Here is a 14,646-nt window from a genome sequence, read left to right on the forward strand (position 1 = left end):
CGCCTGGGGTCGGCCGGGCCGCGCCTGCTTCCGTATTCCGGCGCACTTCCCGCCCGCCGCGGCAACCGATCGTGTGTTTCAAGCCGGTCACGCCTGCAGTCTCGCAAAAGCGCCCGACGGCGCAGGGTAATCCTGTTGCGGCTGCCGGGCGATCGACCCTATCCTCGCTTCCGCTTGGGCGATCTGACCGGCACCGTCGAGCACCCGGAACACGGCGTCATAGGAGCGGCTTTCGCCATGGTCCAGCCAGATCATCTCGCCCCGTTCGCGCGCGGCGAGATTGCCCAGAACATGATGCGTCGAGGGTTCGATTCCCAACGCATATAGGCCGGCCTGGAAGTTCTGCCACTGATAGGTGCAGGGCAGCTGATCCTTGCGGGTAACGACCTCGAAGCCGAGGCCCAGGTGATCATTGACGACGGCCACCGGCACCTCGCCCGCCGCATCGGCGCCAAGCTCGTGCTCCCAGACCTGCTCACTGAATCCCAGCTGCGGCGCCGGCACGGTTCGGTAGCCGACCTTCTGAGCCTCGTAACGATCGCCGGCGTGCGCCGCCCAGACGACATCCCGGATCGGCGCCAGGTAGCGCGAACCCTCGTCGAGCAAGGGATGGCTGACGTTGACGTGATAGAAATACATGTGCGGCGTGCGGCTGAAACCATGATTGACGACGCGGTCCGACAGCCGGATCTCGCTGCCGCCGACATCGGCCTCGATGCGGCGCAGCAAATGGAGATCCTCGCCGAACACGGTTGCCTGCTGGACGATGCCTTCCGCCCACAGCACGCAGCGGTCGCCGTCCCAGGCCTCGCCGTAGCCGGTCAGCCGCGCCGGCACGGTGCCGATGCGGCCATGCAGCGAATGCAATACCCGCTTGCGCCCCGGATAATTGTAGCTTTCGGCCGGCACGTCTTCCCGGCCCAGTATATGGTCGAGGCCGCAGGTGACGAGCAGCCCCGAGAACGACCGGCCAAAGGCGAAGCCGTCCTCCCCTTCATGCTCGTGCAGTCCGGGGTGGCGAAAGCCGCTCGGCGAATGCCAGCCGATCGCCTGGCCCCGGAAGTCGCAATCGGCGATATCGAGCGCCCGGTCGACCAGCGCCGTGAAGCGCAGGCCGGAGCCGGTGCGGAACTCGAGCATCCGGATGCCGCGCTCCACGCCGTCGCCGAGCGTCATCAGCCGCACGCCGGCGAACTGCGACAGCATGCCGGACCGCTCGGCCACCTGCCTTCGCGACAGCGTCTTGCCGTAAAGCTCTACCATGCGACGTCCTTCACTTTGCCCTCGCCTCCTTGAGCAAGGCCGACATGTCGGCGCCGGTGATGATGCTTTCCACCGTCAACAGGTCGGTGTCGGCGACCGTCTGTTCCGCGACGATTTCGCCGCGGCGCATGACGATGATGCGGTCGGCGACCTGGAACACGTGGTGGATGTTGTGGGTGATGAGCAGCACCGAGTGGCCGGCGTCGCGCACCTCCTTGACGAAGCGCAGCACGCCGTGGGTTTCCTCGACGCCAAGATTGTTGGTCGGCTCGTCGAGTATGATCACCTTGGCGGCGAACTGCATGGCGCGCGAGATCGCGATCGATTGCCGCTCACCGCCCGAGAGCGTGCTCACCAGCGCATCTGCATCGAGCTTTTTCGAAATGCCGACCCGCTTCAGCAGCGCCGAGGCGGCGTTGCGAAGCTTGGCGAGGTCGAGGGGCGCGAACACGCCGAGCCAGCCGAAATTGACCGGCTCCCGACCCAAGAAAAGATTGCGCGCGATGCTGAGGTCCGGCGCGAGCGATGTGTCCTGATGGATAGTCTCGATGCCGAGGTCCATTGCGTCGCGCGTCGAGCGGATCGACGCCTTCTCGCCGCGCACGAAGATGTCGCCGTGGTCGGCCGGGAAGACGCCGGAGATCGCTTTGATCAGCGTCGACTTGCCGGCGCCATTGTCGCCAAGCAGGGCAACCACCTCGCCTTCGTTGAGGGTGAACGAGGCGTTCTTCAGCGCACGCACGTTGCCGAAGGACTTTTGCAGGTCTTGCAGACGCAGCACTTCCATCGTCAGCTCCTTGCGGCGTTCTTCTGCAGCAAAGCGTGCAGGATGAGCATGGCGAGGATGATGACGCCGACGAAGATGTTGTATGCCAAGCCCGGCACGCCGATCAGCACGATGCCGTTGCGGATGGCGCGCAGCATCAGCGCGCCGACGATGGTGCCGAGGATGGTGCCGCGCCCGCCAGTGAGCGCCGTGCCGCCGACCACCACCATGGCGATCACTTCGAGTTCGTAGCCGGTGCCGGCCACCGGCGAGGCGGCCGAAATCCGGAACGCGCTGATCATGCCGGCCAGCCCGGCCACCACCGAGGTCAGGATGAACAGCCAGATCTTGACCGCGTCGGCCGGCACGCCGCGCGCCACCGCTGCGTTGCGGTTGCTGCCGATGGCGCTGATCCAGTTGCCGAGCTTCGCGTAGCGCAGGATGTAAATCGCCAGCAGCGACAGGCCGATGAACCACCAGAGCGAGGTGTAGAACCGGAACGAGCCTACATTGAAGCTGCCGGCAAGCAGCGTGACGAAGAAGCCGGGCTGGTCCCACGACTTCAGGGGGAATCCCTGCGTGATGTAGAGCGCCGCGCCGCGCACGACGAGCAGCATCGACAGCGTGACCAGGAACGAGGAAATGCCGATCTTGGTGACGATCAGCCCGTTGATGGCGCCGATCGCGATGCACAGCACAAGCCCGGCCAGGAGGGCGACGCCGATGTCGATACCGCCATTCTGCACCAGCAGCATCACCACCACGGGCGCAAGGCCGAACACGGCGCCGACCGACAGATCGAACTCGCCCGCCGTCAGCAGCAGCGTCATGCCGAGCGCGATGATGCCGAGCTCGGGCAGGAACGCCATCATGTTGGATATGTTGAGCGGCGACAGGAAGTTGCCGTCGGCGATGGCGAACACCACGAGCAGCACGATGAGGATGACGAGCGAGGAGAATTGCGGCGAACGCAGCAGCGCAGACCTGCCCTTCGCTCGCTGCGTGTCGTCGTCTGCTGTGATTGCCATATCTGTCAGGACCATGCGTTTCGTCCGGCGCCCGCCATTTCGGGGCGGGCGCCGATTGTCGTCACTTGTTGTAGAGTTTCAGGATCGGCTCGACGCTCGAGGCGTCGTAGAGGCTGAATGTGTGAATGTCGTAGCCGATCGGCTCGCCAGAGGCCGCAAGCCCGAGCAGCGCCACCGGCATGAAGCCCTGCGCCGACGGGTACTGCCAGGCCGCAGCATTGACGAAGCCGGACTTGACCGCCTCGGCCGTCTCCTTTGAGTTGCCCCAGCCGACGACCGGGACCTTGCCGGCCGACACACCGGCCCCGTCGAAGACGCGTTTGATGCTTGCTGCCACGGAATCGCCCAGTGCAATGATTGCCGGCGGATTGTTGGCGACCATGTAGTCGGTCATCTTGGCGATGATGCCGGCTGGGTCGGTGCCGCAATCGACCACGTCGTACTTGATGCCGAGCGGATCGAAGACGCTGGCGATGCCCTCGGTCTCGAGCTGCTGGTAGCTGGCGCCCGGCACTTCGACCGGCAGGAACACCTTGTCGCCCTGCTTCACCATCTTGTGGTCGACGAGATACTTGGCCCAGATGACGCCCGCTTCCCTGAGGTCGGCCCCGACATAGGCCTGCCGCCCGGTCGCCGGATCGTCGGTGTTGAAGAACACGATCGGTATGCCGGCGGCCTTGGCGGCCTTCACCTCCTCCGTCCACAGGCCGGGCTGAGCCGAGGTGGTAGCGATGCCGTCCGGCTTGGCGGCGAGCGCCGAGTTGAAAGCCTCCTTCTGCGCCGCCATGTCGCCGCCGCTGAACGAGATCTTGCAGGTCACCTTGAGCTGGTCGCAGGCCTTGGTCGCGCCGGCATTCCAGTCGATCCAGAACGCGTCCGAAGGGCCACCATGCGACAGCAGATAGAAGGTCTTCTGGCCGTCCTGCGCGAATGCCGGCAGGCTCAAGGAGACCCCGGCTACCAGCGTTGCCGCGGCAGCCACTTTCAATGCGAATTTCAACATTCATTCCTCCCTTGGTTGGAGCTGCGCCGCCATGCTCCGGCGGCGCAACCGGCACTCACAGGCCGTTGGCGCGGAACTTCCCGTCGAGGAATTTCTTCGCGCGCGGCACGTCGTCTTCCGAGAGATGCTCGATGATGACCGGGATGTTTGGGTGCTTTTCCGCCAGCCGCTGCAGATAGAGATCGTAATTCAGCGATCCCAGCCCGGGCGCCGGCAGCTCGATCTCGCCGACGCCGCGGAACGTGTGGCTCTCCATCGCATCCTCGTCGCCGATGTCGGCATGCTTTTCCGACTTGTCGCTGCCGGAGCGTTTCACATCCTTGGCATGCGCGATCCGGATCTTGTCGGTCAGCGTGTCGAACACCTGGTTGAGGATCTGGTCCATTTTGTCGATATTGTGGATCTCGAAATAGTTGGTCGGATCCATCAACAGGCCGAGGCCGGGATGGTCGACCTGGGCGAACATCTTCACCGTCTCCTCGACCGAGCCCACGACGTTGTTGACGTAAGTCTCGAGGAGGAAGACCGCGCCGTGGTCGTAGGCGGTCTGGGCAAGCTCGGCGATCACCTTGCGGCATTCCTCGAAGCCTTCCTCGGTCTTGTTCTTCGGGTGATGCACCCAGTCGGATTCGGTGTTGTAGGTACCGGTCTCGGAGATCACGTAGGGCGAGCCGAAGCTGCGCGCATTGCGGATGATTTCCTTGAGATACCCGACGCGCTTATCGCGCTCGGCCTTGTCGGGATGAATGATGTTGGTGTAGCCCGACACGCAGCAGATCGGCAGGTTGTTGTCGCGGAAGACGTCGCGCACCTGCTTGGCCTTTTCCTCAGTGATCTGCCCGGCCGACAGATCGATATCCCTAAAATGCAGGTCGAGCTGCACCGTGTTGAAACCGAGCCCGCGGATCTTCTTTGCCGTCTCTTCGAGGCCGTACGGGAAATAGCCCGTGAAAATACCTGCCTGCATCATGATGTGAATTCCTCCCTGTAAGCGATTCAGTTGGCTGATTTTATCGAGATTTCGGACAGCTTGACGGTGCGGACTTGCGCCATCGAGCGATAGCCGGCCTCGACCAGCGCCATGGTCTTGACGTTGTCGGCCACCGATAATGCCGGCGGCGCGCCTGTCTTCACCGCATGCTGCAATTGCTCCATCACGCCGATGAAGGCATGCGGGAACCACATCGTGTCCCAGCTCGGGCTGACCCACTTGCCATCCGTCGTCTCGGTCGAGGCATAGGTCAGCGTCGAGGCCACGCCTTTCGGCCAGCCGATCGTGCCTTTGGCGACACCGTTGGTGCCGTCGACGCGCCAGTTGATGTGCTGGTCGTCCAGATAGCCCTCCTGACGTGGGCCGGACCAGACATCCTCCAGCGACACGGCGAGCACGCCGGAGGGAAAGCGCAGCGTCGAGACGGTGATGCCGTCGGTATGTTCGAATGTCGTGCGCGGGTCCTTGCGTGTCAGCGTGGTGATTTCCGAGGGATCGCCGAACAGGAAGCGCAGCACGTCGAGATGATGCACGCTCATATTGGCCAGCGTCAGCCGGTCGTAGTCCTGAAGGAAGGTCTGCCAGTGCGGGATCGCATGCATGTCGATCTGCGCAAAGACGATGTCGCCCAGCGCGCCGCTCTCGATGATCTGCTTCAGCACACGCATCGATTGGTCGTAGCGCATGTTCTGATTCACCGAGAGGATCTTGCCGGACCTGGCCGTTTCGTCGCGCAGCTTCACGGCTTCATCGACCGACAGCGCCAGTGGCTTCTGAGCCAGGATCGCTTTGATGTGAGGCTGCTTCAGCGCATGGCGGATCAATGCCGGCTGCTGGTCGGGCGGAAAGGCAAGGTCGACGATCTCAATCTCGGGATTCTCGATCAGTTGTTCCGGCGTGTCGTGGACGGTCGGGATGTCCCAACGCTTGGCGACCTTCTGCGCATTGGGACGGGTCCGCGAGGCGATCGCCATCACGTTGAACCCCGCTTCGCGATAGGCTGCCAGATGGCACTCGGCCATGATCATGCCGGCGCCGATGCAGCCGATACGGTATTCTTTCGTGCGGACCTTCACGTCCGGCTCGAAGCCTTCGCTCGCCATGTCTTCCTCCCGCAATTCTGTTTTCGCAGCCGCGATCATCTCGCCAACGCGCCTCCGTCCTGCCCGAAATAATGCACCCGGGCCGGCTCGCAGGATATCGCTACCACCGCATCCGGCCTGATGTCGGGCTGGCCGCGCAGCAGCGCCTTCAGCCGCGCCTCTCCGGCGGCGAGCGTTACCACCGTGTAACCGCCAAGTGGCTCGACCTCGAATACGCGCGCCGGGCGGCCAGCGCCCCCGTCGACCCAGGGCCGGACCTTGATGTCCTCCGGCCTCAGCCCGATTTCGATCGCGTCGGCCGGAGCAGCGCGATCGTCGATGCTGACCGTGCCTTCGGCGGCCTCGACGCCATCTTCGCCGCGAACGGATTTAAGGATGTTCATCATCGGCGAACCAAGCAGTCGCGCCACATAGGTGTTCGCCGGGCGGTCGTAGATCTCGGACGGGGCGCCGATCTGTCGGATCCTCCCATTCTCCAGAATCGCGATGCGGTCGGCGATCGACATCGCCTCTTCCTGGTCATGGGTGACGTAGATCAGCGTCTTGCCGAGTTCGCGCTGGATGCGCTTGAGCTCGACGCGCGTTTCCTCGCGCAGCCGCGCATCGAGCGCAGAGATCGGGTCGTCCATCAGATAGGCGTTCGGGTCGCGCACCAGGGCCCGGGCTATGGCCACGCGTTGCCGCTCGCCACCGGAAAGCTGCGCCGGCGGCTTGTGAAGGATGTGGCCGATATGCAGCTTGGCGGCCACATCGGCGACACGCTTCTCGATCTGGGCCTCGGCGACCTTGCGCTCGACCAGCGGGAAACGCACATTGTCGCGCGCGCTCATATGCGGGAACAGCGCCAGGTTCTGGAACACCATGGCGACATTGCGCTCGGCCGGAGAGACGGTGTTGACCGGTTTGCCGCCGATCAGGATCTCTCCGGCGTCAGGCGTCTCCAGCCCGAGCACCAGGCGCAGGATTGTCGATTTGCCCGCCAGCGGCGGCCCGAAGAAGCAGAAGAATTCATTGTCATTGACGGTGAACGAGGCGTCGTCGACGGCGAGCGTCGTGCCGTAACGCTTGCTGACATTGCGAAAGACGATATCGGCCATGTCAACCTGCCTGCATCGCGATGCCGCTGCGGGCATCGAAGACACGCACGGACGATGCCAAGGGGGCGACGACGGCAAGCTCGCCGATCGACAGTCCGACAGCATTGTCGAACACCGCCTTCACGGCGGTCTCGCCATCGCCGAGATGGACGATGGTCCTCGCGCCGATCCGCTCGACGAAGCTCACCGGCATGGCGAGGCCCTGCCCGCTCTGCACCAGCGACACCTGTTCGGGCCGGAAGCCGTAAAGCACCTCGGAGCGCGATCCGCGCAAGGTGGCGGCCAGCGCATCCGGCAGCGTCGGCGTGACCCCCAGTGGCCCGAGATCGACCACCAGGCCCCGGTCGCTCTCCGCCGGCCTTCCCTTCAGCAGGTTCATGCCCGGAGCGCCGATGAAGCGGGCGACGAAGACATTGGCTGGATTGTTGTAGACTTCCAGCGGCGTTCCCACCTGCTGCAGCACGCCGTGATCCATGACGGCAATGCGGTCGGCCATGGTCATGGCCTCGAGCTGGTCATGGGTGACGTAGACCATCGTCTGCCTGAACTGGCGCTGCAGCTGCTTGAGCTCGGTCCGCATTACCGCCCGGAAGGCGGCGTCTACATTGGACAGCGGCTCGTCGAGCAGGAAGATCGCCGGCTCCATGATCGCCGAGCGTCCGATTGCCACCCGCTGCAGGATGTTGACCGAGAGCCGGTCGGCCTTGCGGTCGAGCAGCGGCGTCAACTGCAGCAGCTCGGCGATGGCGCCGACGCGGCGGTCGATCTCGGCTGTCGCCGCACCGCGCATCCGCGGCCCGTAGGCAAGGTTCTGGCGCACCGTCATGTGGGTGAAGATGGCGTAGTTCTGGAAAACGAAGCCGACGCCGCGGCGGCCCATGGGCACGCCGGCCATGTCGCGATCGCCGAACAGGATCTTGCCGCTGGTCGGCTCTTCCATGCCGGCGATCATGTTCATCGTCGTCGACTTGCCGCAGCCCGAAGGCCCGAGCAGCGCCATGAACTCGCCATCGGCGATGTCGAGGTCCATGGTCTTCAGCGCCGTGAACTCGCCAAAGGTCTTGACCAGGTTGCGCAGCTGGATCGCGCTCATGCCGGCACCAGCCTTGCGCGCGCCATGCGCTTCATGGCCAATACCGCAACGATCGAAAGCACGACCAGGATGGCCAGCGCGATCGCCGCCACATAGCCCCAGATCAGGTCCTGCGTCGTGACCTTGTAGATGTAGACGGAGATCGTCTCCGTGGCGACGCCGGGGCCGCCGCCGGTCATGATGTAGAGCGTGTCGAAGATCTTGAAGTTCTCGATGACACGGATCGCCAGCGCGATGATGATGATCGTCTTCATCTTCGGCAGCACGATGGTGACGAAGCGCTGCCACGGGTTGGCGCCGAGCAGGGTCGCCGCCTTGATCTGGTCCTGCGGCACGCCGACCAGGCCGGCAAGCAGGATCAGGAACATCAGCGGCGTCCATTGCCAGATGTCGGCGATGATCACCGCGATCAGCGCCAGCGTCGGGTCAGACAGCCAGGCGATGGTGACGCGGGAACCGCTGAGTGCCGACAGGATGTCGTTCAGCGGCCCGCCCGACTGGAACAGCATGAAGAACATGTAGCCGGCCACCGCCGGAACCACCATCATCGGCATCAGCAGGATCGAATAGAAGATCCGCTTGCCCGGAAAATCGTCCGCGAACAGCGTCGCCAATGCCAGGCCAAGCAGGAATTCGACAGGCACGCACAAGACCATGACGATGGCCGTGCGCCTCAGCGCGCTCCAGAAGCGCGCATCGGCGGCAAGGTCGGTGTAGTTGGCGAAGCTGTTCCACATCTCCCATGCGTTCCACCAGCCCAGGCCGGATAGCGGCGACCAGTCGGTGACGCTGATGTAGAGCTGCATCAGCAGCGGGAAGACGGAGATGAAGAGCACCAGGATCTGCGCCGGCAGCGTCAGCCGGAATCCCAGCCGCGCTCCCTCGTCCCGCAGCGCGGGCTTGCCAAGCGCGGCCTTTGCGTCCTTCGAGACAGTCACGGTCACCGCGCTCATTGCTTGAGCGCGCCGAACGTCAGCCCGCGCACCAGATGGCGCTGGATGGCAATGCCCATGATGACCGGCGGCACCGCGGCGATAACACCGAGCGCGGCCTTGGCGCCATAGAGTTGACCGGTCATCGAGGAGGACAGCGAGGCCATGTAGATGGGGATCGTCACCCATTCGCGCGTCGTCAGCAGCAGCGCGATCAGATAGTCCGACCAGTTGAGGATGAAGACGAAGAGGGCGGCGCTGGCCAGCGGTGCGCGCATCATCGGCAGCGTGATGCGCGTGAAGACGCGCAGCCGCGAACAACCTTCGACAAGCGCCGCTTCCTCGATCTCGCGCGGCATGTCGTCGAAGAAGGTCTTCATGAGCCAGAAAGCGAATGGCAGGGTGACGATGCCGTAGATCAGCGCCAGGCCAAACCAGCTGTCGGTGAAGTTCAGGAAGGCCCACATGATCATGACCGGGATCATCACCGCCATTGGCGGAAACAGCCTGAGCTGGATCAGCGCCAGCGGCAGGTTCTGGCCCGAGCCGAAACGCGACAGCCCGTAGGCCGCAGCCGTGCCCGCCGACATCGCGATCGCCGTGCCGAACACCGCCGACAGCAGCGACGACAGGATCGGCTTCAGCGCGGTGCGGTCGAGCGCCACGATCAGATTGTTGTTGGATTCACCGAAGACGAACTGGAAATTGCCGAGCGTCGGGTTCTTCGGCCACCATGTCAGGTCGGCGCCGGTCGCCGACCATTCGGCGATCGGCTTGAAGGCCATCGACACCATCCACAGGATCGGCACCAGCGTCACCGCCATCGCCGCGAAGATCGCGGCGTAGCGGAATATCTCGAAGGGGACGGAACGCTTCATCTGGCTGCTTTGCTGGTGGCGTTGACTGCGGCGGGGAGGAACAGATGCTCTTCCCCTCCAGCGCTGATCCAGGGAGACGGATCAGCTGATCGGGTCGAGAACAGTCGGCCAGGCCTCCTTGTTCGTCCTGATGGCTTCGAGCAATTTGTCCTCGCCGATGCGGCGGGCGATCTTCTTCCACTCCGCTTCCGTGTCGGCCATCGCCTGTTCCGCTGTCTTGGCTTTGGTCAGCGACGCCATCAGGTTTTCGTCCAATGCGTTGTGGAAGGCGGTGGCGCCGGGATAGTTGATCGTCGGCACCGTGCGGGCGACGGTCTCGCGCACCACGTCGATGTGGTAGGCGTGGTAGGTCTGGCGCACCAGCGGATCGGAGAAATCCGAGAGCCGGAACGGATCGAGATAGCCGCCCGGATTGGCGCTCATCCAGGCATAGATGCGGGCGGAGCCCAGCCACTGCAGCAAGAGGTAGGCGACCTCCTGGTTTTTCGACTGAGACGAGACCATGCCGGTCAGCGAGAACCACAGCACGGAACGGCTGATCAGCTTGCCGTCGACTTCGCGGCCGGGCGGCAGCATCGAGCCGATCTTGCCGGTGACGGCAGAATCCTTGTTGCCGGCATTGTCGAGGAATTTCGGCAGGTTCGAGAAGGCGCAGGTCATCGCCGCGCCGCCCTTGGCGAAATTTCCATACTGCTCCGGCCAGCCCCAGGAGATCGCGTCCGGCGAGTGATGAACCAGCGAGCCGACATATTCGTTGGTGGCGGCAATGCCGTGCTCGGAATTGATCAGCGGCTTGCCGTCGTCGCCGAACAGGAACTGGTTGGGCGATGCCATCGAGACATAGCGCTGATACCAGTTGGTGTAGCCCCAGCCCTGGTTGCGCAGGTCGGTGGAGCCGAACAGGCCCTTGTCGGGCCGCTGGAAGAAGCCCGCGATGTCACTGTGCTGCTTCCAGGTCTTCGGCGGCGCCAGATCGTAGCCGAATTTGTCCTTGAACGCCTTCTGCTCGGCAGCGTCGCCGAACAGGTCGGTGCGGTAGACCCAGGTCTGGAAGTCGCCGTCCAGCGACACGCCATAGTTGGACCCGCGATATTTGTTGAGCAGCGACACGCCCTTGGCGCCGTCGACATAGCCGGTCTTGGGATCGTCCCATTCGGGCTTGTACTGGGCGACGAAGTCGTCGAGCTTGGCGATGCCGCCGGTCTCGGCAAGGTCGCCGAGGCGGTTCCATTCCGTCGAGTAGATGTCATAGGCCCCACGCTTGGTGGAGATGTCCTGCATCGTCTTGGTGAATTCCTGGCCGTTCGGCAGGCCGACGATCTCGATCTGGATGCCGGTCTCCTTTTCCCACAGCTCCTTGATCGACGGCGCACCCGCAGGGAAAGGCTGTGTGAGTTGGCCAATCGAGCCATCCGACAGGCCAAGCACGATCTTGGCCGGTGCCTTGCCAGCTCCCTTCAAGGCCTTGGCCGCCTCAACGGCACGGCCTTCCGGCGTGTCGGCGCCATATTGATAGCGCTCTGCGCCCTTGAAACCGGTGGGGCCGCCGACCATGCCTGGCGCCAGCGCGTCGGCCGCAACGGCACGGCCGGGACGGATGAATTGCGGTGCGATACCGGCCGCAGCCACGAACGCCGCGGCCTTTCCTCCGGACGCCAACAAGCCGCGTCGCGATATGCGGATCAAATCAGACATTGGAATTCCTCCCTCAGGGCCGATGTTTCCTCCACGAGCCCATTGAGGGATATTGACGGCAGCACCGGAAGGCTGTCAACATCATAAATACTCAAAATACATCGTAACACCGCAACCGCGGAGAAAATACGTCATGCAAAGGTCGACACACGGGCTCAATGCCTCGATTTGATGGGAAATCTGCCTTTCTGGCACGCGACTATCACGCCGGGCGACGCGATTTAGCCTAACCTCCTTGCGCATCGGCTAAGGCTCGATACATCATTTCCCATCAGAATCGCTGATGGCTGGCAGCTGTGGCCGTCGGACGGGCTAGCGGCATTGTGCGATCTGATGCATTGAGGAGATGAAGACGGTGCGTTCCACCTTGACTGACATAGCCCGGGAAGCCGGCGTTTCCGCCGCCACCGTCGACCGCGTGCTGAACAACAGGCCCGGTGTGCGGGCGCGCACGCGTGAGATCGTGCTCGAAATGGCGCAGCGCCTCGGCTACATCGCGGAGGGCCCGAACGGAGCGCCGCCCAGGCCCTCACCTGGAGAGGTCATTCGTCTCGACTTCGCTCTGCCGGCCGGCACCAATTCCTTCATCAAGATGCTGCATCGACACATCGAGGCGCAGGCCCTAGCGCGCCCCGATCTCGACGTCCACATCGCCACCATAGAGGGCTTCAACCCCGACCGGCTCGCCCGCCTGCTGCAAGAATTGCGTGGACAGACACAAGGCGTCGGCGTGATCGCGCTCGATCATCCAACGGTGCGCGAGGCGATCCGCTCGCTGTCAGCCAATGACGTCAAGGTGGTGACCATCGCCTCCGACATCCTGCATGTTCCGAGAGTGGCCTATATCGGCATCGACAACCGCGCCGCGGGGCGGCTGGCCGGCTATCTGCTCAACCGCTTCATGGGATCGGAACGCCCAAGCAAGGTGGCGCTGTTCGCCGGCTCGCTGTCCTATCGCGGCCATGAGGAACGCGAGATGGGATTCCGGCACATCTTGACCGAGGAGTCGCCCAATCTCAAGATCGTCGAGATGCGCGAAATGCTGGATGACCGAGAGAAGGCTTATTCGGAAGCATCAGCGCTTCTGGACCGGCACCCCGATCTTGCCGCGATCTACAATGTCGGCGCCGGCAACACCGGCATCGCTCGGGCGCTCAAGGAGCGTGGACGCGCCAAAGACATTCTCTTTCTCGGCCACGAGGTGACAGACGGCACCAAGGAACTTTTGTTGGATGGGACGCTCGATGCGGTCATAGATCAAAATCCGCGCGTCGAGGCGCGGGAAGCGCTCAACATTTTAAGCCACTCCGTCAGGCACCTGAACTATGAACCGCATCAACCACGACTTCAGGTCATCTTCAAAGAGAATATACCTGAAATCTGATCAATGGATCCGTGATCTTATCGCAAAGCACAGCGTTGGCGTCGCCACCGGTCACAAATACGAACGAGAGCCCGAATGATCTCGTCAAAGCCGCCGATCTGGCACTATTCCGTGCGAAGTCGGAGGGACGAGATCGGGTCGTGGTTGATGGTGCATGAGAAGGCCGTCGCCCGTTGCAACTCGGTCAGCCTTTCCGAACCTAAAAAGACCAAGTCCACTCATAGCACCGAGGTCGCGAACGATTGGGGCGAAGACGGTTCTGGATGTCGCCGGCACGAAGCCGACGAATGGCATACGCCCGTCCGTCCGCCACGATCACCTGAAGCATCGCCCCGATCAAAGGCGCTCGAGCAGATATGTTGCAGGCGACCTCGTGTGTTATACACGCACGCTGAGTTTTCGGGTCGGACACGAGATCGATGGATCAGGAGACGCTTCTTGCCGCAGTCCTCTTAGCTGATGTCGTGGGCAGCACGCCGCTCTATGAGCGGATCGGAGACGATGCCGCTCTACAGCAGGTCTCTGATTGCCTGGACACAATGCGCGAGATTGTCGCCAAGCACCGTGGTGATTTCATTTACTCGAAAGGCGATGACATACTCAGCCTCTTCGAGAGCCCGGAAATGGCGCTGAGGGCCGTCTGCCAAATTACCCATCAACTGACTAAAGGGCCGTTGAGCGCCCGTATCGGATTGCATTTCGGGGCGGTCATTCGCGCGCGGGGCGCGATATTCGGTGACGTTGTCAATGTCACCGCAAGGTTGTCCACCACGGCGAACCCCGGAGAGGTGCTGATCAGCCAGAGCTTCTGCGAAGCCCTTTCCCCGAGAAGCCGCAAGGGCCTGCGGCTCCTCGACAAAATGGCCTTGAAAGGGAAGCAAGAGTTCTTCGATGTCTATACCCTGTGGAGCGACGATGGGGCCCCCGGTACGCAGATCACCAGCCATGGCGCCACTACAGATAGACGCTCGGTCCTGCCGCGGCAGATTCATCTGGTCATCCGCTACAGAGATCAGCTGCGATCCTGTCGAAACGGCGAATCCGTGACAATCGGCAGATCGGCGGAATGCGATATCATCGTCGAGCGGCCCTGGGTATCGAGGCGCCACGCCGCCTTCACCATATTGAATGGCAGAGCTCGGCTTCTCGAACGAAGCTCTTCGGGCACATTTGTTTCCATGGGACTCGGCCATGAAGTATTCGTACGCCGTGAAGATATTGTCCTCTTCGGCTCCGGCGTCATCTCGCCTGGAGTGAAGTCGGCACTCGACGAAGCCCAGCTTCTTCACTACGAAATTGTCTCGGATTGACCCGGCCCGGCTACTAGCTCGACCGGTTTCGAGCTGGTTCGCTGGCGCCCTCAATGTCGCGCTGTATTCTTTGACAGCCATTGGAATCGACCGTTCATAAATG

The 14,646-nt window shown here is 63.0% G+C and carries 13 protein-coding genes; 2 read left to right on the forward strand and 11 right to left on the reverse strand.

Going from position 1 to position 14,646, the window contains the following annotated elements:
- Positions 1-87: 87 nt before the first annotated feature.
- The 11 genes from NLY33_RS22655 to NLY33_RS22705 all read right to left on the reverse strand — a co-directional run bounded on the left by NLY33_RS22655 (position 88) and on the right by NLY33_RS22705 (position 11,849).
- The gene (locus tag NLY33_RS22655) at positions 88-1,263 is read right to left on the reverse strand and encodes an aldose 1-epimerase family protein (protein ID WP_023708922.1); all 1,176 of its coding nucleotides are present in this window, start codon (positions 1,261-1,263) and stop codon (positions 88-90) included.
- A gap of 10 nt (positions 1,264-1,273) precedes the next feature.
- A complete protein-coding gene (locus tag NLY33_RS22660) occupies positions 1,274-2,056 on the reverse strand; it encodes an ATP-binding cassette domain-containing protein (RefSeq protein ID WP_023693351.1) in 783 nt (260 codons plus the stop codon).
- Complete coding sequence (locus NLY33_RS22665) at positions 2,053-3,057, reverse strand: ABC transporter permease (RefSeq protein WP_050588831.1); 1,005 nt, start codon at positions 3,055-3,057, stop codon at positions 2,053-2,055. The genes NLY33_RS22660 and NLY33_RS22665 overlap by 4 nt, the downstream gene beginning before the upstream one ends.
- A gap of 61 nt (positions 3,058-3,118) precedes the next feature.
- Positions 3,119-4,060, reverse strand: coding sequence for a sugar ABC transporter substrate-binding protein (locus NLY33_RS22670; protein WP_023689426.1), 942 nt, complete (start codon positions 4,058-4,060; stop codon positions 3,119-3,121).
- Between the two features lie 55 nt (positions 4,061-4,115).
- On the reverse strand, positions 4,116-5,030 hold the full coding sequence (locus NLY33_RS22675; protein WP_023707408.1) for a sugar phosphate isomerase/epimerase family protein: 915 nt from the start codon (positions 5,028-5,030) through the stop codon (positions 4,116-4,118).
- A gap of 26 nt (positions 5,031-5,056) precedes the next feature.
- Positions 5,057-6,154 (reverse strand): Gfo/Idh/MocA family protein, encoded by a 1,098-nt coding sequence (locus NLY33_RS22680; RefSeq protein ID WP_286439036.1) that lies wholly within the window; start codon positions 6,152-6,154, stop codon positions 5,057-5,059.
- Positions 6,155-6,189: 35 nt separating this feature from the next.
- Positions 6,190-7,251: an ABC transporter ATP-binding protein gene (locus NLY33_RS22685; protein WP_023705645.1), complete on the reverse strand. Its 1,062-nt coding sequence runs from the start codon at positions 7,249-7,251 to the stop codon at positions 6,190-6,192.
- A 1-nt stretch (position 7,252) separates the two neighbouring features.
- Positions 7,253-8,344 carry an ABC transporter ATP-binding protein gene (locus NLY33_RS22690; protein WP_023705646.1) on the reverse strand — a complete coding sequence of 364 codons (1,092 nt, stop codon included), beginning with the start codon at positions 8,342-8,344 and terminating at the stop codon, positions 7,253-7,255.
- Positions 8,341-9,297, reverse strand: coding sequence for a carbohydrate ABC transporter permease (locus NLY33_RS22695; protein ID WP_023708924.1), 957 nt, complete (start codon positions 9,295-9,297; stop codon positions 8,341-8,343). Before NLY33_RS22695 ends, NLY33_RS22690 begins: the two co-directional genes overlap by 4 nt.
- Complete coding sequence (locus NLY33_RS22700; RefSeq protein WP_023705648.1) at positions 9,294-10,154, reverse strand: carbohydrate ABC transporter permease; 861 nt, start codon at positions 10,152-10,154, stop codon at positions 9,294-9,296. The genes NLY33_RS22695 and NLY33_RS22700 overlap by 4 nt, the downstream gene beginning before the upstream one ends.
- 81 nt (positions 10,155-10,235) lie before the next feature.
- Positions 10,236-11,849 carry an extracellular solute-binding protein gene (locus tag NLY33_RS22705; protein WP_023705649.1) on the reverse strand — a complete coding sequence of 538 codons (1,614 nt, stop codon included), beginning with the start codon at positions 11,847-11,849 and terminating at the stop codon, positions 10,236-10,238.
- A gap of 355 nt (positions 11,850-12,204) precedes the next feature.
- Here NLY33_RS22705 and NLY33_RS22710 point away from each other — a divergent pair, with 355 nt between their 5' ends.
- Positions 12,205-13,233: a LacI family DNA-binding transcriptional regulator gene (locus NLY33_RS22710; RefSeq protein WP_023669472.1), complete on the forward strand. Its 1,029-nt coding sequence runs from the start codon at positions 12,205-12,207 to the stop codon at positions 13,231-13,233.
- 419 nt (positions 13,234-13,652) lie between these two features.
- Positions 13,653-14,543, forward strand: coding sequence for an adenylate/guanylate cyclase domain-containing protein (locus NLY33_RS22715; protein WP_023705650.1), 891 nt, complete (start codon positions 13,653-13,655; stop codon positions 14,541-14,543).
- Positions 14,544-14,646: the final 103 nt, after the last annotated feature.

The organism is Mesorhizobium sp. C432A (assembly GCF_030323145.1).
Taxonomy (GTDB): domain Bacteria; phylum Pseudomonadota; class Alphaproteobacteria; order Rhizobiales; family Rhizobiaceae; genus Mesorhizobium.